This is a genomic window from Pseudomonas sp. MDT2-39-1 (assembly GCF_054898085.1).
The window spans coordinates 816,744-836,644 of the sequence record NZ_CM142716.1; the positions used below are offsets into that span (position 1 = coordinate 816,744).

General features: G+C 62.1%; 13 protein-coding genes and 3 pseudogenes. 7 read left to right on the top strand and 9 right to left on the bottom strand.

Annotation, left to right across the window (positions count from 1 at the left end; translation table 11 throughout):
* Positions 1 to 139 precede the first annotated feature (139 nt).
* From ACYZTM_RS04140 to ACYZTM_RS04170, 7 genes are all read right to left on the bottom strand, one after another.
* Positions 140 to 1,093 (bottom strand): peptidylprolyl isomerase, encoded by a 954-nt coding sequence (locus ACYZTM_RS04140; RefSeq protein WP_461987230.1) that lies wholly within the window; start codon positions 1,091 to 1,093, stop codon positions 140 to 142.
* Between the two features lie 14 nt (positions 1,094 to 1,107).
* Positions 1,108 to 2,658, bottom strand: coding sequence for a cytochrome c/ABC transporter substrate-binding protein (locus ACYZTM_RS04145; RefSeq protein WP_461987232.1), 1,551 nt, complete (start codon positions 2,656 to 2,658; stop codon positions 1,108 to 1,110).
* 9 nt (positions 2,659 to 2,667) lie between these two features.
* Positions 2,668 to 3,288, bottom strand: a complete 621-nt coding sequence (locus tag ACYZTM_RS04150; RefSeq protein WP_131059654.1) for an SCO family protein — start codon at positions 3,286 to 3,288, stop codon at positions 2,668 to 2,670.
* Positions 3,285 to 3,941 carry an SCO family protein gene (locus ACYZTM_RS04155; protein WP_461987234.1) on the bottom strand — a complete coding sequence of 219 codons (657 nt, stop codon included), beginning with the start codon at positions 3,939 to 3,941 and terminating at the stop codon, positions 3,285 to 3,287. Before ACYZTM_RS04155 ends, ACYZTM_RS04150 begins: the two co-directional genes overlap by 4 nt.
* Positions 3,942 to 3,954: 13 nt before the next feature.
* Complete coding sequence (locus ACYZTM_RS04160) at positions 3,955 to 5,907, bottom strand: cytochrome D1 domain-containing protein (RefSeq protein WP_461987236.1); 1,953 nt, start codon at positions 5,905 to 5,907, stop codon at positions 3,955 to 3,957.
* A 282-nt stretch (positions 5,908 to 6,189) separates the two neighbouring features.
* Positions 6,190 to 12,024: a manganese-oxidizing multicopper oxidase MnxG gene (mnxG, locus tag ACYZTM_RS04165; RefSeq protein WP_461987238.1), complete on the bottom strand. Its 5,835-nt coding sequence runs from the start codon at positions 12,022 to 12,024 to the stop codon at positions 6,190 to 6,192.
* Positions 12,025 to 12,228: 204 nt separating this feature from the next.
* Positions 12,229 to 12,837 (bottom strand): lytic transglycosylase domain-containing protein, encoded by a 609-nt coding sequence (locus ACYZTM_RS04170; protein ID WP_131059650.1) that lies wholly within the window; start codon positions 12,835 to 12,837, stop codon positions 12,229 to 12,231.
* A gap of 195 nt (positions 12,838 to 13,032) precedes the next feature.
* Here ACYZTM_RS04170 and gspG point away from each other — a divergent pair, with 195 nt between their 5' ends.
* From gspG to ACYZTM_RS04195, 5 genes and pseudogenes are all read left to right on the top strand, one after another.
* Positions 13,033 to 13,467 (top strand): type II secretion system major pseudopilin GspG, encoded by a 435-nt coding sequence (gene gspG / locus ACYZTM_RS04175; protein ID WP_131059649.1) that lies wholly within the window; start codon positions 13,033 to 13,035, stop codon positions 13,465 to 13,467.
* A gap of 14 nt (positions 13,468 to 13,481) precedes the next feature.
* Entirely contained in the window at positions 13,482 to 14,669 is a 1,188-nt protein-coding gene (locus ACYZTM_RS04180; RefSeq protein ID WP_131059648.1) for a type II secretion system F family protein, read from the top strand.
* A gap of 149 nt (positions 14,670 to 14,818) precedes the next feature.
* Positions 14,819 to 15,544 carry a hypothetical protein gene (locus tag ACYZTM_RS04185; RefSeq protein WP_461987241.1) on the top strand — a complete coding sequence of 242 codons (726 nt, stop codon included), beginning with the start codon at positions 14,819 to 14,821 and terminating at the stop codon, positions 15,542 to 15,544.
* Between the two features lie 658 nt (positions 15,545 to 16,202).
* Positions 16,203 to 16,498 (top strand): annotated as a pseudogene (locus ACYZTM_RS04190) (pirin family protein); the annotation flags it as partial.
* A complete protein-coding gene (locus tag ACYZTM_RS04195) occupies positions 16,478 to 16,924 on the top strand; it encodes a pirin family protein (RefSeq protein WP_461989098.1) in 447 nt (148 codons plus the stop codon). The pseudogene ACYZTM_RS04190 and the gene ACYZTM_RS04195, both read left to right, overlap by 21 nt.
* A gap of 154 nt (positions 16,925 to 17,078) precedes the next feature.
* Here the strand turns inward: ACYZTM_RS04195 and ACYZTM_RS04200 are convergent, their stop codons facing one another.
* Positions 17,079 to 17,954: a LysR family transcriptional regulator gene (locus ACYZTM_RS04200; RefSeq protein ID WP_131059645.1), complete on the bottom strand. Its 876-nt coding sequence runs from the start codon at positions 17,952 to 17,954 to the stop codon at positions 17,079 to 17,081.
* Positions 17,955 to 18,222: 268 nt separating this feature from the next.
* On the opposite strand from ACYZTM_RS04200, the pseudogene ACYZTM_RS04205 reads away from it, so the two are divergent.
* Both ACYZTM_RS04205 and ACYZTM_RS04210 read left to right on the top strand, forming a co-directional pair.
* A pseudogene (locus tag ACYZTM_RS04205) lies at positions 18,223 to 18,366 on the top strand (MFS transporter); the annotation flags it as partial.
* A 44-nt stretch (positions 18,367 to 18,410) separates the two neighbouring features.
* Complete coding sequence (locus tag ACYZTM_RS04210) at positions 18,411 to 19,409, top strand: NAD(P)H-quinone oxidoreductase (RefSeq protein ID WP_131059644.1); 999 nt, start codon at positions 18,411 to 18,413, stop codon at positions 19,407 to 19,409.
* Here the strand turns inward: ACYZTM_RS04210 and ACYZTM_RS04215 are convergent.
* Positions 19,410 to 19,703 (bottom strand): annotated as a pseudogene (locus ACYZTM_RS04215) (deoxyribose-phosphate aldolase); the annotation flags it as partial. It abuts the gene before it with no gap.
* Positions 19,704 to 19,901: the final 198 nt, after the last annotated feature.

Sequence of the window (19,901 nt, forward strand, 5' to 3'; positions counted from 1 at the left end):
CAGACTGAGCGTCGGTTTTTGGCCGCTTCATCTCTATGATTTTCATGAAAAAATCTTTTTGTTCAGGAACCCCGTTCCCCAAAGGCGGGGAAGCGCTCGGATTTGCCCTGAAGCTTTCCCCACATTTGGGGGGGAACCTTCAATCATCGTCGATCCGTTCGATTCGATTGCTTGATCGCAACTGCGCCAGAACCCGTAGACGAGCCTGATCCTTTTGCTGTCGGGCAAGGTACGCCCGAACCATTTCAAGCCCCTGAACTTCTGAGACATCGACCGCCTCCATGTGGTTCTGCAAGTAGATCAAATGCCAGCCCAGCGGTGTGCGCACCGGCGCGCTGACGGCCCCCGGCGCCAGGGCAAATGCCGCTGCTTCGAATTCCGGCATCATGCGCCCACGGGGAAAATAGCCCAGATCCCCGCCTTCGGTGGCGGAAGCATCTTCGGAGCCGGCCCGGGCAACGCTGGCAAAGTCTTCGCCCTGGCTGATTTTCACCCGCATCTCCTCTAAGCGTAGCCGCGCTGCTTCAACTGTGGCGGCATCGGCCCCCTGAGGCACTTTGACCAGGATGTGCCGCGTCTGGATTTGCTCTGGCGTGCTCATTTCAGCGCGATGTTCTTCGTAGAACGCGCGGACCTGATTTTCATCCGGCTCAGCCACCTTGGTGAGGTCGGCAAAGATTTGCTGCGCCGCAAGCTCACGGCGCGTGTACTCGATAAAGGTGGCTTCGTCGAAACCGGCGTCTTCGAGCCTGCGGGCGAACACCTCGGCACCACCGATCGCTTGCCGCGTCTGCTCGACCTGGCTTTGCACCACTTCATCGCTGATCTCCACCCCGCGCTTGCGCGCCTCTTGCCACAGCAACTCTTTGTCGATCAGGGCGTCCAGCGCTTTCTGGCGCAATTGCTTGTACGCCGTGGGGTTGCGAATGCTGCCCACCGCCCGACCCTGGTCCTCCAGGTACTCGGCGAAAAAACGCTCCAGACGGAACTCGGAAATGACTTCGCCGTTGACTCGCGCGGCGGCCGGGCCATTGCTGGCAAACGCCATGGGACCCCACATCGTCAGCAGGATCAGCAGAGTCTTGAATTTCATTATCAGGCCTCCCGTCAGGGTGTCGCGGCAATGGGTTTGTACGGTGCGACCAGAAAGAAGCGCTGGTCGGGTAAATCTACGGTGACGATATGGGCACCACTCAAGCCCAGTCGGCGGCCCGGACCGAAGCTGATCAGCGGGGTCAGCCCGGTGTCGAAATCATGCAACCCTTCAAGGGCGCTGATGAGTTTCTCGCGGCTGGCATCGCGCCCGGCCTGTTTCATGCCTTCGCTGAGCAGCAGCATCGAACTGTAGGCGCCGACTTGCAGTACCGCGTGCTCACCGCCCAACCCCTGGTTCTTGCGCAATTGCGTCAAGGCGAGGCGTCCGGCCAGCGTCCAGTCACTGGGCACGAACGGATAAGCCAGAAACACCCGCCGGGAAAAACCACTGGGCAATTGAAACAGGTCGCCTGCCACCTGATTCGACGCGGCGAACAGGTAAGGCACCTGACCCGCCGATTGCAAGCGCTCGGCGAGGCGACTGAAACCGACGCCGCTGCCCAGGTAAAACACCGATCGCGAGCCCAGCGGCAGCTCGTCCTGCGCCGAGGTGTAGGCCTGCAGCCGCACGTGCTGCCAGGCGCGATCTTGCAGGTACTGCCCGAGGTTCTGCGCCGCCAGTCGTTGGCTCGGCTCATCCGGGTAGACAATCAGCGTCGGCCCCTGGAGCAAGCGCAAATTGGCGGCACCGTAGTCGGCCAGGGCGATCAGTTGCTCGCGCAGCCCGGACAGCGGTTCGAAAATCTGTCGACTGGCCTGGGCCATGCCCTGCAGCGAGAGCGGCCCGATCAGCGGAATGACGGCGCGTTCCAGCCGTGTGGCCAGTTCCGTGTCGAGTGCAGGTGCCAGCGGCGCGATCAGGGCGAACACCTGTTCCTGCTCGATCAAGCGGTCCAGCGCCTGTTCGGCACTGGCGCGGTCCGGGCCCGGATCGAGGATGGTCAGGCGCAGTTGCCGGCCATGAATTCCGCCTGCCTCGTTGATCCGCGCCACGCTGCCCTTGAGCACCGCCGCTACCGTGGCACCCTCCTCGCTCAACGGTCCGTGACTCGGTAACAAGGTGCCCAGGTGCAAACTGTCGGCGGTCAACCCCGGATCACGGTCCTCGGCCACGCGCTTGAGGTAGGCCGTGAGGTTGCGCTGATCATTCATCGACAGCACGAACCGCGGCATCGCCGGGTCCAGTCGATTGTTCGCCGGATCACGCCCTTCCTGGATCGCCCGGGCGAGTGTGCCCTCGGTGTAGGCCGGGTAATTGCGACCATTGACCTGCTGCTGACCGTAACCACTGGAAAGGCGCGACCAGCTGATACCTGGCGGCCGTACCCCGCCTTCGGGCCGCCCTTGAGCATCGGCGCCATGGCAATTGGCACACGGCAGGCTGGTGGCCGGCAGCAGCATGTCCGCCGCGCCGACCCTGGCCATGATCGGCTCACCGCTCCCGGACACACCCTCGCGGTACAGCCGTTTACCGGCGCTTTCGCTGGGGCTCAGCGGCAACGCATTGGCGGTGAGGCTGATGCCGCCAAGCAGTAGCAGGCCGAGGACGAGGGCGGTTTTCATGGCGCGGGCTCAACGACCGGCCACGGGCATTGTCAGCAACTGCAAGCGCTGGGCAATGGCGGCGGCCGGTGCGTCGGGACGGATCTTGCTCCAGCGCTTGTTGGCCACGTCACCGACAATCAGCTGCGTTGAATGCTGCTCGGGGGTCGGCACAATCTGGCCGATGCGCCCCAGCACAAGGTCCATTTGCGCCTTGTCACCAGTAAGAAAAAGCCAGTGGGGGCCATCGACGCCCTGCTTCAAGGTGTAAGCCTTGAGTACCGCTGGCGTATCGCGCAGCGGATCACTGGTAAGGGAGATAAAGGTAATGCCATCAGCCTTGTCGCCCAGCACCTCACGGACTTCCTTGAGCTTGCGGGTGATCAGCGGGCAGGCATCGTTGCAACGGGTGAACATCACGTTCAGCAGCACCACGCGGTTTTGCAGCGCGTCACTGTAGAAGCGCAGCGTGTTGCCGTTCTGGTCCTGCAACGGTGTGTCGGTGAACCAGGTTTGCGCATCCCGCGTGCCGCTGGCCGGTTGCGCGGCGGCCACCGCCGGTGCCGGCTCCTGGTGTCCTTCGTGGGAAAACGCCATAAAACTGATCACGCAAAAACACATCGTCAGGAAGATCAAAACGAGGGCTTTCATGGCTGGTGCTCCATGGCAATGGCTGTGTGTTTGGCGTGGGCATTACGCTGGCCGCTGAGTTTCTCGACTTCACGTGTGAGCACTGCCGGGTCGGTAAAACCGTAATAGCGCGTCCAGTGGCGGCTGTTGCCGTCCCCCACCAGAATCAGCGGCTGATGGCTTTTGAAATCACCGCTGAAAGAGCCGAGGCCCTTGAGGGTTTCGTTGATCGACTGCGAGCTGCCGGTCAGCCAGCTCCAGCCCGGGCCTTTCTGGAAGTTGCGGGCGTAGTCGTTGAGGCGCTTGGCATCATCGCGCTGCGGGTCGATGCTGATCGACACCAGTTGCACCTCGTCGCCGACCCGGGCGCCAAGTTGCTTCTGCACCTTGCCCATGATCGAGGACACCACCGGGCACACCGTGGTGCAACTGGTGTAGATGAAACTCATGACCACGATCTTGTTGGTCACCAGATCTTTCTCAAGTCGCACCGGTTTGCCGTTCTGGTCCACCAGCGCCACGTCGGCGAATTTGACCTGGGCGCTCTCCGAACTGGCGCTTTTGGCCGGCATGTCGTGCCCGGCGTGCTCATCCGCCGAGTGTGCCAGGGCTTGGCCGATGCCGACGGCCAACAGGCAGAACGTCAGCAGTCCATGGTGTGCGAATCGGTTCATGTCGGTTTCCTCTTCAGTGGGCATCGCCGGGCAACACCCGAACGCTGGCAAAGGTCTTGTCATCGAAACTCGCGCCAAGGGACGCCGCGCGCACGTGCAGGTACCAGGCGCCGTTCTGGTCGAGGGTCACCGGGGCTTCGTAGATGCCGTTACCCACTTCAAGGGCGGCGACTTGTTGGGCGCGGGAAGTCGGGGCGCGGAAGTAGCGCACCTGAACGTCCTTGACCCCGCTGCGTTGTGCCTTCTGGTGGCCCTGGACGATGCGAAACCGCACGGTGTAGGGGCTACCGAGGGCTGCGGTGGATTTGTCGAGCATGAACTCGACCTTTGGCACGCCTGGGAGTTTTGCGAGGTTCTTGTCCGGTTCAACCAGCACCGTGAAGCAATGGATGATGTTCGGTTGGTTGAGCAGGAACGCCACGTCGAAACGCCCGGCGACTGGCAGTTTGATCCGCGAACTGTAGAGCCCTGGCTCGACCTCGCGCAGGCTGCGGTCGATGACCATGGCCGCCCGCGCCACCTGCCCGCGATTGGGGTAACCGGACATCGGCGCGTTCATGCCTTCGGCGTAGAAGTAGGTGGTGTTGTCCACCGGGTTGACCACGAAAACCGCGTTGTCGTCCCGCGACACCGCCAGGCTTGAAGCCAGTGGTAAATCACCGGCCAGACGTGGCGCTTGAGGCCCGGCTTCGAAGCCCTGGCTGATCGGCGTGCGGCCTGTTCCCAACGACGAGAGGTTGATCATCGTGACCTTGGCCGAGGCCAGTCCGCGTACGTAGGCGTAGGCCTTGGTGAACACCACTTGATACGGTTCGGCGGACACGTCCAGCTCATGGATCATCGAGTCGGTGGCCGCGTCGATCACTGCGACCTGGTTTTCCAGGGTGTTGAGGACGATGCCGAAACGCCCGTCCGCGCTGAACCCCATCGGGCCCAGGCCCTGTTTCATCTTGATCACCCGCCGTACCGCGAGGCTGGCGGTATCGACCACGGTCACGGTGCCGTCCTTGCCGTCGGCGACGTACACCGCCTGGGACAGCGGCGAGTACGCCACCGAGAGCGGGTGCGAGCCGGTCTTGAGTTGTTTGCTGATGGTCAGGCTGGCGATGTCGATGATGCTCAGCGTGCCGTCGTCGCGGTTGCTGACGAAGGCAAAACGGCTGTCTTTGCTGAAGGTGATTTCGTGATGCCCGGCCCCGGTCGCCAGGTGTTTGAGGGTCTTGAGGCTGCGGGTGTCGATCACCGTGACGCCGGACTGCTCGGCGGTCTTGGCATTGTTGCCGACCCACAGCAGACGCTCGTCCGGCTGCAAGGCCACGCGCACCGGGTTGCTGCCGGCGGCGACCGAGTCGATCATTATGAATTGCTCGCTGTCGATCACCGCCACTTCATCGGCCGTCGGCATGGAGACAAACACCCGTTTGTTGTCCTTGGGCGTGACCCAATCCATCGGTGGTTGCTTGATGTCGATCCGCGCCATGGTGCTGGTGATGCCGCCCACCGACACCGACGGATCGACCACCGAGACACTGGCATCGCGGTTCATCACCAACAGGAAGTAGCTGTTCAAATCGAGCATCGGCCGCGCACCGATGCTCGATTTCAGGAAGACCCCGACCCGGGATTTGCAGCTTTGCTCCCGGCCCTGGGCCTTGTCGGCGGCGACGGTTTCCGGGTCCAGCCAGGCGCCGGGATTGACGCCCGACAACGGCTGGCCCGAGGCACTGTCGCTGACGCGAAATTGCACGTCGGCAAACTCGCCTTCACGCAATACGCCATCCGCGGCCAATGGCTTGACCTCAAGCGCCACCGAAATCCCGTCACGGGAGAGGTTCTGACTGCTCCAGGTGTCCGGCAGCGCGACTTCGCTCAGCAGGTTGGGCGGCGCGGTGCGCCAGACGCCGAAGCTGATCAGCGCCACCCCGACAACCAGCGTAAAACCGGCGAATCCGATAGTCCTGTTCATAACACTCTCCCCTTCAGATCTTTGTCCACTTTTCCCTTGTAGGAGCGAGCGGTGCGGCGGTCCGACTTGCCCGCGAAGGCGTCATTCGCTACCAGTCAAAACCGAGGTGAACCCTTCGCGGGCAAGCCTCGCTCCTACAGGGCTGGTGCTGTTCCTGTGGGAGCGGGCTTGCTCGCGAAGAGGCCGGCACATCCAGCATTGATGTGACTGACACTCCGCCATCGCGAGCAGGCTCGCTCCTACAGGGATGGGGGGGTGTCAGCCACCACCCCATCCCTGGCTTTACGGTGACGGTGCCGGCTCTGGTTCATTGGTCACCCGCAGCAACCCCCAAAGCCCGGCGGTGTTGCCGTAGGCGCCGTAGTCGCGGTACAGGTAATCGCCCGGTATCGCATTGCTGCCCCCGGCGCTCGGGTGCATGAAGCTGAAGTGCGCCGCCGGCAGGATGCTTTCGCGGGCGCCGATGTACATTGACATCGGGTTGAAACCGAACCGCACCGAACCCACCCCTGGTGTATTCGTCGGATAACCGCCGGTATCGCTCTTCTCCGACTGGAACGGGTTGACCGACCAGACGTGACCGTCAAGCTGGAAGGTCGTACCGCGGCTGCCACCGGTTGGCATCATGATGTGGGTGCGGAACGGTTGCCCCGGTTTCACGTACAGCACCGGTGTCTGAGGATCGCCCCCGATCAGCGCATTGCTGTACGCCATGTGCGCGTTAGGCACATCACCGTAACCGGCACCGTCGGCGTGTCCGAACGGCGCATCCGGCGCCAACCCGAAGCGGAACCAAATCGGCTCGGCCTTGTAGTTGATGGCCATGCTCGAGTTGTCCTGTGGATCGGTCGGTACACCGAAGCCTTCGGCGGCAATGCCTTCCACCGGCCGACCGTTGGCCCAGCGGATGTTCAACGCTTTCTGCCAGACCATCGCAAAATCGCGGTAAGTGGTCTGCCCTGGCGCCGTGACCGTTGCGTTGGTTTTACGCGCATCCTCAACCCAGGTTGCGCCGACCGGCAGGATGGTCATCGCCCCACCCAAGCCTTTCTGCGGTTGTTTGATGAGGTCCGCCGGGGTGATATTCAGTCCACCGAACTCCACCGCTGTGGCATTGATGTTGTCGACACTGCGGCCCAGTTGCGTCACCGGTTTGCCTTCGCGCTCCAGGTGCCCGGCGTAGTACTGATAAGTACGGGTCGGGTACGCGCCGCTGTTGCCGATGCGTGGAGGCACGGTCTGGATCGGGTTGGCGCCGACGTTGGTGCCGTCGGATTTGGTAATGTCGTACGCCAGCAGTTGCGCGTGCAGCCCCACGTGGCTCGACGGCCGCAGCAGGTTGTTGGTGAAGATGGTCGAGCCCTGGCCATTGTTGCGATCTCGCTTGACCAGCCCTTGCATCACGGCCGTCTGGGTCAGGTCGGGCATGATCACGGGCAAGCGGTTTTCCAGGGTGACGTTGATGCAGTCACCCGCCGCTGCGCGCAATACCAGCGGCTCCACCGGTACACCTGGTTTCATTTTGCCGGTGACCGGATCGAGGTCGGATTTGCGCACGTACAGGATCGCAGTCGGATCATGCAACGGGCCGCTTTGACCGCCGACGGTGATGGTTTCGCCATCTTCAGGATCGACCACGGTGACCTGAGGGATATTCACCGGCCGCGAGTTGAACACAAGGGTGCCTCCCGCCGGATTCAACGGCCCACCCACGTGTTGCCCGATGCCGGCCGGATCGCCGATGGTCAGGTTCAACGGATTGCGCAGGATGTCGTTGGCCAGCGCCGCAACCACTTCATAGTTGCGTTGCACGGTCGGCCGGGTGCCGATGCCATTGGGGTTGGCACTGATCCGTGGGCAGGAACCGTCGAATGCCACGGTGTTACGCATGCCCGCTGGCTTGGGGTTGTTTGGCACGGCGAACAGATCGCTGCGCTGGGCCGTGTAGTTGCGCATCACGCCCCAGATACCGTTCCAGTAACCTTCAATGGAAGCGTCCATCGAGTACAGGTAATCCCCCGTGGTCGCCGCCGAACTGGAGAGCATCGAGACCGGCGCGTTAAAGCCCATCTGTTCGGAGATACCGACCATCTGCGACGCGCGCCAGCCGGAGTTGGAGCTGTTGCCGAAGCCGGAACCACTTTGCAGCCATTTCACGCCGTGCAGGGTCACGTTGTGCTCTTCTTCGTGACCGCCGGCATGCACCCGCAGCCGCACGTTGTCACCGGTGTAGGTGCGCAACATCGGGGTGAACGGGTCACCCGGTTCCGCGCCGCCACGGTTGACGTGCGGTGGGAACAGCGTGGTGCCGCCGGTTGGTCCCGTGGCCGCGGTGACCAGGTTAGGTGCCAGGTTCATCGCCGGGATGGCGCGGTCGGTGCGGCTTTGCATGGCGTACGCCAGGTCGCCGCCGAGGCCGTCGGCCTGCATGCCGCGCTTGCCGTCCGGGCCGACCTTGTTCGGGTCGTACACCCGCAGGGCCAGCGGTTCGTTGCGGTAATTGACCACAAACATGCCGGGGTCATCGACCGAGATCGCCTGTGGGCATGGCCGAGTCGGACAACCCGGCACCATGCCGCCCTGCACTTCGATGATGCCGTCGAGCAAGGTGCTGGCGTTGTTTCTCACCGGCGGGTTGATCGCGTAGCGGAAGCTGTCGGCGGTGGCCGGGAAGGCTTGCGGATCAGGCACGCCGTTCGGGCCGGCGCCCACGTACACACCGGCTTCATAGGCGTGCTGGAAGTCGCTGTATTCGAGGAAGAACTCACGGAAGCTGTCGTTCTTGCCGTCGCCGTCGATGTCCCCGGTGGACACCACCGCTTGCCACGAAGTTGGCCCGCCGTCCTGACGTGCGCCGCTGTATAACGGCTCGCCGGTTTCAGCGTGGAACCAGGTGGAACCGGCCGGTTCAGCCAGCACGGTGGCGTACAGACCAATCTGTTGATGAGTCGATGGGCCGAGGTGGTCGTGGGTGAAAATGGTCCCTAGGCCACGGTCGACACCTTTGGCGTTCACCACCGGGTCGACAAACCAGCGCTGCATCGCGGTGCGCGCCCCCACCCAGTCGGCCCGGCCAAATTGACCGAAGTACGGGTGATTTTTGGCTTTCGGGCAGGTCGGGGTGCCGTCACGAGGATCAGTGCCTTCGCACTGGTTGAACTCGCGAATCGCGCGGATGCGTTCTTGCACAGCCCCCGGGGAAAGGACGCCGTCTTCGTAGTTCCAGCCGTTGGCCGAACCATCGGCGGCCGTCAGGTCCCATTTCGGCAGGTGAATGTGCTGACCGATCACGTCGGTCGGCGTGCGAACCTGATAGTCGTCCATTTCATAGGTGGCCGGCACCAGGTTGGTTTGCTGGTATTGCACACAGTCGAAGGTGTTCATGCGCATCACCAAAGGCTCTGGCGGACGCTGCTTGGTGATGACCGGCCAGGCGTCTTCCCACAGCGCGAGAATGCGTGCTTGCGGGAAGTGGTAACCGACCTTGTTGTACACCGCGTCGAACTGGATGTTCGCCGCTTTGTAGACCCGTGGACGGTCGGCGGTGAAAGCCGAGGAGCCGGTGTAGGACATGCCGTCGATCCGTTCGCCGCTGGCAAACTCGCCGGTGCCGGCGCTGCTGGTCAGGCGTTTTTGCCGGTCATCCATGCACGGTTCGTAGTACGGCGCGCCGGCAATCGGCAAGGCGCCGTTGGTACGGAAGTTACGCGCCACCACCTGATTGCCCGGCAGCACAGCAAAGCTTGGATGGTCTTTTTTGGCGTGGAAGGCCATGGCCGCCTGTTCGACTTCGGTGCCCTCTTCCGGCATGTAAATCGGTTTGGCGCGGGTCACTGCCTTGGAGAAATCCAGCGACGTGGTAATGGTCCGCGCCACGCCACCGGCAGAGAAACCGTCCAGGGAATGACGCCCCAGGCCGCCGTCCCAACCACCGGACTGCGCCGGGTCGAGGTTGGCCCACAAAGCGTTACCACTGGTTTTCAACGACTGGGCCTTGGCCGCGTCAAGCATGTCCAGCGGTGGGGTCGGTGGACGTTGGCCGACCGACGTTTCCATGCCGCCGATCCAGAACGGATAGCCAGGGTTTTTCAGGCTGCCGTCGGCATTGCGGTTGGCTTCGCTGCGATCCACCAGGGCCAGGGAACCGATGGCTTGAGCGCCGCCGCTGCCGCCGTGATGTTCGCCGTCGTCATCCTCTTCTTCATCGTCGTCATCGTTAGCGGCGACCAGGGTTTCGCCGATTTTCGGCACCACCGCGACCTTGCCTGGCATTGGCGCCATGGCTTTGCCCGGCAGCGGCACGACCGCAGGAATCGGTGTACCGGCAATGATTTCGCCATCGGGCAAGGCCCGGGCGCCCGCCGCCGGTTTGCCGCTGCGCAATGCGTAAGGTTCGCTGTGGTAACCGTCGGTACCTTGTTGAGAGACTTCGAGTTTGGTGCCTTCTTCAAACACGTCGTGGACCCGCCACATGCTCCACATGCCTTGGGCGAAGTGCGGGTAGAAGTGGCAGTGGTAGATCGCATCACCGGCGACGCGGTTGCGGTTGCCCGACCCACCGTTGGCGATTTCATAGGTGTAGCCGGCACCCGGGCCGATGCCCTGGGCATCCACATAGTCGGAATTGTCGTCGTTGGGGTTGAACAGCCACTGATGGCCGTGCAAGTGGAAGATGTGCTGTTCGTGGCCGTTGTGGGTGTTGCGGAATTTGACGAAGTCGCCGATGTAGCTGTGGTTGACGTTCGACGGTTCGGCCGGATACAGCGCCATGGTCGCCTTGACCCCGATCTGATCGGCGCGCGGTACCTGCCCTGGAAGAATGCCTTCGAGGCCGGCGTTGGCCGGTACGTCTACCAGCATCGCTACGTCGCCGACGGTGTGCGAACTGAGGAAAAATTCTTCATAGGCGCAGGACAGGCAATCGTGCATCGGCCCGACGCCCAAACGGTTGGCCACCACCTCGGCGCCCATGCCGCCTGAGCCATAGTTGATCATGAACGAGTCGCTGGTCGGCTCCAGCACGTGGGCCATGACCGGGTCCGCCCAATAAGCGGGGAATGCCTGGGTCGCGGCGGTTTCATCCTGGAATTGCGAGGCGAAATCGCGGAACGGCTCCAGACGATTCGGGATCGCCGGGTTGCGTTTGCCGATGGCTTCCAGTGGATAGGTCGACGGCGGGAAGCTGCCATCGGCGTTGCTGCCCATCACAATCGCATCGCTTTCACTGGAAATGATTTCATTGCCGTCGACCATGTTAATGATTGGCGTGCCGGCCTTGCCTTCACGGATCCACGGCTGGCGCTGCGGGTAGCGCGCCTGGTAATCGACGATCGGTTGACCGGCCGGGGTGCGACCCGCGCTGGCCAGGCGCATTTCTTCTTCGGTCACGGTGTTGCGATAGCTGCGGCCACCCTTGGGCACCACCACGACTTGGCCGAACAGGCCGTTGGCAACGTTGCCCGCATCGCCTTCACCACCGAAGGTCGCGCCACGGCTGCTGGCGGCGAACGCACCTTCGCGCTCGGCGAACAAGGTGTAGGAACGGGTGCCGCCGGGGGCGACCAGCGAATTGGCGTTGCGCCCGGTGTACGAGGCGATGTCGTCGATGCTGTTGACCGCTTGCAGGCCGTTGACCTGGAAGCCGACATGGCGGTCAGCGACCTGCTCATCGACTTTGAAATCGTCTACCTCACCGATTTCGACTTCACCTTCAATCTCGCCCTCTTCTTCCTCGCCGCTGTCGTGCGAGCCGGGGTTGGCCTGATACGCCAGCAGGTTCTGCAGGTTGATGGTCAGGCAGTCGCCGGCAGCCACACGCAACACCAAGGGGCGCGGACGCTTGTCGGGCCGCAGCGAGACTTTGCCCGGCACTGCCGTGCCGCCCTGGGCCAGCGACACATTGTGGTCGTCGACCACGTCGCGGCGCAGGGCGAACATCATGCCGTTGACGTTCTGCGCGCCGAGGCGGTTGAACATCAGCGGCTGATCCAGCGCCACGACGTTCGCCACCAGATTGCGCTCGCAACGCAAGGCCGCCTCGGCCAGCTCGATGCCGAACATCGACACCACTAACAGCGCAATTTTAAACAAGGACGAAGCGTACGGTTTGCCGGTCATGATCACGGGCCTCGCTGTGGGCGCTCACAGGGAATAACTCTCGACAAATGCCTTGAGCAATCCGCATGCCATAAAAATTTCACTTATTTTTCAGCCGTTTACAGCAACGATTTAATAACTCGGGGGATATTCCCCACTTATTCCCCACTTTTCGGCCCAGTCCTTGTTGCCCCACTATTGGGGGACGTGCCCCACACTCGCCAATCACAACGGGGCATCCATGGCCAGGCCCTGCAAGCGGCGGTACTGACGCAATACGCTGGGCACATAACGCTGGGTTTCGGCGAACGGCGGGATCACCCCGCCACGGCTCAACACCGCTTGTGGCCCGGCGTTGTAGGCGGCTACGGCGAGGGTGATGTCGTTGTCGAACAGGGTCATCAGGCGCTTGAGGTATTTGGCGCCGCCCTGAATGTTGGCTTTCGGGTCATAGACATTCTTCACGCCCATTTCCCGCGCGGTATCGGGCATCAACTGCATCAGCCCGCCGGCGCCTTTGGGGGAGGTCGCGTCCGAGTTGTAGCGCGACTCTTCCCGGATGACGGCGTGCAACAACGCCGCCGGCAATTCGTTGGCCGTGGCGGCCGCCGAAACCAGCTCTGCATAAGGCTGTCTGGCAATCATCTGGGGCTGCTGATCGAGGCCGACCAGCGAGGATTGGGGCTCGTGAATGACCCGTTCATAGGTGCGGCCGGGACGGTGAACATTGGACAGTACGTAGCTGCCCTTGGCGTCCACGGAAACGAACACATCGGCCTGTGCGACGCTCGTCAGCAGTAAACAGCCGAGCAGTCCAGTGGTGAGTGTTTTCATTATTTTGCCTCCCCTGCCCGGCCCCGAAAAATGGGGGTATTGCCCCAATGGCCGGTAGTAAACAAGCCTTACGCAAGCACTGTGCCGAAAGCACAAAAGCCCGTAATACAGGGGTTGCAGCAGGATGTCCGGGGGTGAGCATGGCAATTGCATACGCCTTCAGGGCGACCCTTCTGCCGACTGTGTGAGGCCATCATGAATCAGCGTTTGCGTTCCGCCCCGCGTATTCAAAGCGGGTTCACCCTGCTCGAACTGTTGGTGGTGCTGGTGGTGCTGGGGCTGTTGGCCGGCATCGTCGCGCCAAAGTATTTCGCCCAACTGGGCCGCTCCGAAGTGAAGGTGGCCAAGGCGCAAATCGAAGGCCTGGGCAAGGCGCTGGATCTGTACCGTCTGGAGGTCGGCCATTACCCGTCGACCGAACAGGGTTTGCAGGCGCTGGTCACGGCGCCCAGCGATGAAACCAAATGGACCGGTCCTTATTTGCAGAAGAAACTGCCGCAGGATCCATGGGGCCGTAACTACAACTACCGCTACCCCGGCGAAAACGGCGAATACGATCTGCTGTCCATGGGCAAGGACGGCCAACCCGGCGGCGAAGGCGAAAACGCCGAAGTCACCAGCTGGCAATGACGGGGGTGGCGACCATGCGCTTTCATCTCAAGGCCGTGGGCAAGGCCGGCGTGGTCTCGATGACCGTCGAGGCCCAAGGGGACAGCGAAGCCCGGCGCATCGTCGAAGACCAGGGCTTGCGGGTGGTCAGCCTGCACGCCGAGCGACACTGGCGCGCGTTGCGTTTACAAAAGCGCGAGACCTTCAACCTGGTGTTGTTCAGCCAGGAACTGACCACCTTGATCAATGCGGGCCTGCCGTTGATCGATGCGCTGGAAAGCCTCGCGGAAAAAGAGAACGCGCCACAGGCCCGTAAAACCTTGAGCGAACTGGTACGCCTGCTGTACGAAGGAAAATCGTTCTCCCAGGCGTTGGCCCAGCTGTCGGCGGTGTTCCCTCCTCTCTACGTCGCACTGGTGCAGTCCAGCGAAAAAACCGGCGCCGTGGGCGATGCCCTGGGCCGCTATGTCAGCTATCGCCAGCGCATGGACGAGGTCCGGCAAAAAATCGTCAGCGCTTCGATCTACCCCCTGCTGTTGCTGGTGGTGGGCGGTGGCGTGGTGTTGTTTTTAATGGGTTATGTGGTGCCGCGCTTCAGCCTCGTGTTCGAAGGGCTGGGGTCAAACCTGCCGTGGCTGTCGCAAGTGCTGATGAGCTGCGGGATGTTCCTTCACGCCCACCAGGGCGAATTCTTCGGCACATTGGCGGCGATCATCGTCGCCCTCGGCTTCCTTCAGCGCCAACCGGCCTTTCGCCGGGGCGTCGACCGGGTGATCGAAAAACTCCCTGCGGTCCATCAACGCATCTTCATGTACGAACTGGCGCGCTTTTATCGCTCCCTGGGGATTCTGCTGCAGGGCGGCATCCCTCTTGTCACCGCCATGGGCATGGTTCGCGGCCTGCTCACCCCTGCCTCCCGCGTGCGCCTGGACCAGGCGTGCGAACGGGTGCGCGAGGGGCAATCGCTGTCGGCCGCGCTGGAACTCAATCACCTGGTGACCCCGGTGTCCCTGCGCTTGCTGCGCGCCGGCGAACAGTCCGGCAACCTCGGGCAGATGATGGAACGCAGCGCCGACTTCTACGACGAGGAAATCAGCCGCTGGATCGAATGGTTCGTGCGGCTGTTCGAACCCTTGCTCATGACCTTCATCGGCCTGCTGATCGGGGTCATCGTGATCCTGATGTACATCCCGATCTTCGAGCTGGCCTCGAGTATTCACTGACCTCTGGAACAAGGTCGAGTCGTACCGTTCATCGTTCATCCATGTTGCAACTGAATTAATCAGCGCGCTGCGGTGTTCACCCATTGAATCGAGCAGCAAGTTGCATTGTTCATCAACGTTCCAACCTGAATAAGTAGACGGAGAACGACATGCACATCAACAAGCTTTTACTTGCAGTAGCTATTGGCGCAGTTCTGTCGGCGTCTACCGTATTGATCCCGGACAGCCTGTCCGGAATGTCGAGTGCCCAGGCCAAGGATGGTGGTAGTGGGGGCGGCGGTGGATCTGGAGGCGGTGGGGGCGGATCTGGTGGTGGCGGCAATGGCGGCGGTGGCGGTGGATCCGGTGGTGGCGGTAATGGCGGCGGTGGATCCGGCGGGGGCGGCAATGGCGGCGGCAGTGGTGGAAGCGGTGGCGGCGGCAACGGTGGTGGTCACGGTGGAAGCGGCAGTGGTGGCAATGGCGGCGGCCACAGTGGAAGCGGCAGTGGCGGCAATAGCGGCAATAGCGGCAGCGGTCACAGCGGCAGCGACCATGGTTCGGGACATTCCGGCAACTCAGCCTCATCCTCCTCCGGTCGCAGTGGCACACACGCCGAACCGGGTGACGATCATGGGGTTCATCGTTCCGGTGAAATCGGCGATGACCACGGCGTGCATCGTTCCGGTGAAGTCGGCGATGACCACGGCGTGCATCGTTCCGGTGAAGTCGGCGATGACCACGGCGTGCATCGCGCTGGCGAAATCGGTGACGACCGCGGCGTTCATCGTACGGGAGAAGTCGGCGACGACCGCGGTGTGCATCGTTCCGGTGAAGTTGGCGACGACCGCGGCGTGCATGTGGGTGGCGAGCCAGGCGATGACAAAAGGACCTGACAGTCACTGATCACAAGACCACTATAAATCCCTGTGGGAGCGAGCCTGCTCGCGATGGCGTCATGTCAGACAGCATTTTGCTGAATCACCCACCTATATCGCGGGCATGCCTCGCTCCTACAAAATGCTGTTCACTTAAGACAATGTTCAGCCGAGCATAAACCTGTGGTGAGGGGGCTTATCTATGGTGAGGGGATTTATCTGTGGCGAGGGGATTTAGCGAAACGTCGCACCGCCCCGTTCGGCTGCGCAGCAGTCGTAAATCCGGACAACTCGGTCTGTCAGAATGGACGCTGGGGGCCGCTTCTCAGCCCCACGGGGCGGTGCGACGTTTCGCTAAATCCCCTCGCCACAAAAGCCCCCTCGCCACAGGTAAACCCCCCATGCCACAAGAGCCCCGTCACCACAGATGTAGGAGGGGTCGCGCTTAAGTGAGCAGCATTACGCTCCTACAGGGTTTTGTGTCCGGCATTAGAGGGGTGCTGTGCATTATGGCCAAGTGTGGCGCCGGCGTCGGATAAGAATACGCAATCGCGCGAAGATTACTGTCAACCCGAAGGAGACAGTATTTCAATTTCCATCTACTTATTGCATCCATCAGTAACCATTAACCTTCTCCTCACTCGGACGAATCAACGTCCCCACAGGAGATTTCATCATGCTGACCCTTCGCAAAGCCTCCGATCGCGGCGCCGCCAATCACGGTTGGTTGAAGTCGTTCCATACCTTTTCCTTCGCTAACTACCGCAACCCGAAAGAGCAGGGTTTTTCCGACTTGCTGGTGATCAACGATGACCGCGTGGCGGCCGGTAAAGGTTTCGGCCAGCACCCGCACCGCGACATGGAGATTTTCTCCTATGTGCTCGAAGGTGCCCTGGAACACAAGGACACGTTGGGCACCGGTTCGGTGTCCGCCCCGGTGACGTGCAATTGATGAGCGCCGGCAGCGGCGTGGCGCACAGCGAATACAACCATTCGGCCACGCGGCCGGTGCACTTTTTGCAAATCTGGATTGTGCCGGAAGTCAGCGGCGCCAAACCGCGTTATCAGCAAGAGCACTTCAGCCCCCAGAAAAAACGCGGGCGCCTGCACCTGATCATCTCCCCCGACGGGGCCAAGGGTTCGCTGAAGGTGCGTCAGGACGCACGGGTGTATGCCGCGCTGATCGACGGCAAGGAAAGCGCCACGCTGGAACTGGCCGCCAATCGCTACGCCTACGTGCATGTGGTCCGTGGCAGCGTCGAACTCAACGGCGTGCAGTTGCAGGAAGGCGATGGGGTGCGGGTTCGTGATGAGCAGGTGCTGGCGTTGAGCAATGGCGTGGATGCCGAAGTGCTGGTGTTCGATTTGCGCCCGCAAGAACTGCCGGAAATGCCATAAGACGGCGTGCACAAAGCTTGAAGCGAGGGGGCTTTTCTGTGGGAGCGAGCTTGCTCGCGATAGCGGCCTGACATTCAACATCTTTGTTGAATGTTAATCAGCAATCGCGAGCAAGCTCGCTCCCACAGGTTCTGCGCCTTGACCGACCACATTTTTATTCGCCGGTACCGGAAAACACCGCGACAATTTCATCGAGGACCGCACGAACCCGGGCGGTATGCCGCAAGTCCGCATGAGTCACCAGCCACACGTCATACGGCACCGGTCGCGTGCGCTCCGGCCACAGCCTGACCAGCCCGTCCCTCTCCCCCATGTACACCGGAATTTCCCCGACCCCGAGCCCGGCAGCAATCGATCGGCGCACCAGCAGACTGGAACTCAGACTGGCCACGATCCGTCCGCAACCCAACGGTTCCGAAACCAGCGTCAGGTCTTTGTTGCCCTGCAGATACGGCTGATACACCACCAGATCATGCCCCTCGAACGCCGAGCCTTGCGCCGGCACGCCATGGGCATCCACATAGTCTTGAGCGGCAAACAGCCCCACCGGCCAGCGCGCGATGCGGCGGGCAATCAGGTCCGGGTTGTCCGGCCGGGTATTGCGCACGGCGATGTCGGCTTCGCGTTTCGCCAGGCTGAGAATCTGCGTGGAGGCGTCCAGTTGCACGCGCACGTTGGGGTGCTGTGCATGCAAGCGGGCAATGGCCGGGATCAGGAAGTCGATGGCCATGGAGTCGGTGGTGCTGACCCGTACCAGCCCGGTCAGTCGATCGTCGAGCCCCTGAATCTGGCGCTCCAGTTCCAGCGCCGAGTGCTCCATTTTTTCCACGGCCGTCAGCGCCGCCTCACCCACGGCTGTCAGCGCATAGCCTTCAGAGGTGCGCAGAAACAGCGTCGCACTCAATGACTTTTCCAGCGCCGTGATCCGTCGGCCGACGGTGGCCTGATCAACTCCCAGCACACGCGCCGCACCCCTGAGCGTCGACTCTCGGCACACCGCCAGAAACACCCGTGCGTCATCCCAATTCATACGGTTTACCTGCCGATGCATATTCGCATCACCATAACGCAAAATCGCTGCGTTACTGCATCAAGCGTTCGGGATAGTCTGGAGGCCAAGCGTAAAACCTCTCAGGACGTTTCCCATGCACAGCACATCGCCCACCCCGCGCAGCGCGATCTGGCTGCCGATCTTCGCCAGCCTGGCGCGGTTTGCCTACACGCAGCTGATCCCCTCATTGATCCAGGCACACTGGTTCCGCCAGCGACGTGGTTTACCTCGGCGCCGCCAGCCTAATTCAGCGCTGTTCAATGCCAGCGGTGGTAATCATGGGTTGTTGTTTGTGATTGCGGCGGGCGCCATTGTGGTTGCACTGTTGCTGGAACAGGCCATGCGTTTGCTAAATCGTCGCCATCAACTGATTGCAGTGAGCTGCCCATGAAGACGCGGTCCCACTTACTGAACACTTCTCAACAGGACTTCAACATGACGCTCCCCCACACCATGACCCTGATTGAAATCACCGAGCCCGGTGGCCCGGAGGTGTTGAAGCCGCGCCAGGAGCCGGTGCCAACGGCCGGCGCGGGCGAAGTGTTGATTCGCGTGCACGCCGCCGGGGTCAATCGTCCCGATGTGATTCAACGCACTGGCAAGTACCCGATGAAACCCGGCATGAGCCCGATTCCCGGGCTGGAAGTGGCCGGTGAAGTGGTGGCGATCGGCGCTGGCGTCAGCGAATTCATCGTCGGCGACAACGTCTGCGCGCTGACCAATGGCGGCGGTTACGCGCAATATTGCGTCGCGCCGGCCAGCCAGACGCTGCCGATTCCTGATGGCATGGATTGGGTGCACGCAGCGGCAGTCCCGGAAACCTTCTTCACGGTGTGGGCCAATCTGTTCGACATGGGCGGCGCCAGCAAAGGCCAGCGCGCGCTGATTCACGGTGGCACCAGCGGCATCGGCACCACCGCGCTGATGCTCTGCCGCGAATTCGGCGTCAAGGCGTTCGCCACGGCGGGCAGTGAGGAAAAGTGTGCGGCGATCCGTCAGTTGGGCGCCGAGGCGATCAACTACCGCGACCAGGATTTCGTCCAGGTCATCGCGGAAAAAACCGCCGCCAAAGGCGTCAACGTGATCCTCGACATCATGGGCGGCTCGTACCTGAATCAGAACATCGCGGCACTGGGCATGGAAGGTCGCCTGGTGATGCTGGGCTTTCTCGGCGGCGCCCACGCCAAAGACGTCGATCTGATGGCAATCCTGGGCAAGCGCGCGACGATCACCGGCTCCCTGATGCGCTCACGCACACGGGAAGAAAAAGCCTCGATCGCCGAACAGCTGCGTGAATACGTGTGGCCCGTACTCGCCGCCGGGCGTTGCCTGCCGATGATCGACAAGGTTTACCCGTACACCGAGGCGGCGCAGGCCCATGCGCGGATGGAAGCCGGCGATCACATCGGCAAGATTGTGTTGCAGGTGGACTGATCAGTAACCCTCGCCTGCCGCTAGTGCGCCGCCGATGATCGCGATGCCTGAGCTGGTGGCCAGTCGTGTGGCGCCGGCTTCGATCATCGCCAGGGCGGTCGGGTAGTCGCGCACGCCACCGGAGGCCTTGACGCCGATGTCAGGTCCGACGGTGCGGCGCATCAGCGCAACATCTTCCACGGTGGCGCCGCTGCGGCTGAAACCGGTGGATGTGTTGACGAACGCAACCTTCAGTTCACGGCAGATCTCGCAGGCCTGCACCTTTTCGGCGTCGGTGAGCAGGCAGTTTTCCAGGTTGAAGCAAAGACGAATGGCTTTGCGCACAGCTTTGAAGATGCGTAGGCAGGAATGGCCCCATCGTCGGAACGCCGCCCGGAGCAAGCTCGCTCCCACAGGGGGACGCATTCCATTGTGGGCTTGCTCGCGAAGGCGTCGGCACATCCAGCATTGAGGTGACTGACACTCCGCTTTCGCGAACAAGTCGGATCGCCG

Coding starts and splice junctions, on each gene's coding strand:
- gspG (WP_131059649.1), top strand. CDS start 13,033: ATGAATCAGCGTTTGCGTTCCGCCCCGCGTATTCAAAGCGGGTTCACC.
- ACYZTM_RS04180 (WP_131059648.1), top strand. CDS start 13,482: ATGCGCTTTCATCTCAAGGCCGTGGGCAAGGCCGGCGTGGTCTCGATG.
- ACYZTM_RS04185 (WP_461987241.1), top strand. CDS start 14,819: ATGCACATCAACAAGCTTTTACTTGCAGTAGCTATTGGCGCAGTTCTG.
- ACYZTM_RS04140 (WP_461987230.1), bottom strand. CDS start 1,093: ATGAAATTCAAGACTCTGCTGATCCTGCTGACGATGTGGGGTCCCATG.
- ACYZTM_RS04155 (WP_461987234.1), bottom strand. CDS start 3,941: ATGAACCGATTCGCACACCATGGACTGCTGACGTTCTGCCTGTTGGCC.
- ACYZTM_RS04145 (WP_461987232.1), bottom strand. CDS start 2,658: ATGAAAACCGCCCTCGTCCTCGGCCTGCTACTGCTTGGCGGCATCAGC.
- ACYZTM_RS04210 (WP_131059644.1), top strand. CDS start 18,411: ATGACGCTCCCCCACACCATGACCCTGATTGAAATCACCGAGCCCGGT.
- ACYZTM_RS04150 (WP_131059654.1), bottom strand. CDS start 3,288: ATGAAAGCCCTCGTTTTGATCTTCCTGACGATGTGTTTTTGCGTGATC.
- ACYZTM_RS04160 (WP_461987236.1), bottom strand. CDS start 5,907: ATGAACAGGACTATCGGATTCGCCGGTTTTACGCTGGTTGTCGGGGTG.
- ACYZTM_RS04195 (WP_461989098.1), top strand. CDS start 16,478: ATGAGCGCCGGCAGCGGCGTGGCGCACAGCGAATACAACCATTCGGCC.
- ACYZTM_RS04170 (WP_131059650.1), bottom strand. CDS start 12,837: ATGAAAACACTCACCACTGGACTGCTCGGCTGTTTACTGCTGACGAGC.
- mnxG (WP_461987238.1), bottom strand. CDS start 12,024: ATGACCGGCAAACCGTACGCTTCGTCCTTGTTTAAAATTGCGCTGTTA.
- ACYZTM_RS04200 (WP_131059645.1), bottom strand. CDS start 17,954: ATGAATTGGGATGACGCACGGGTGTTTCTGGCGGTGTGCCGAGAGTCG.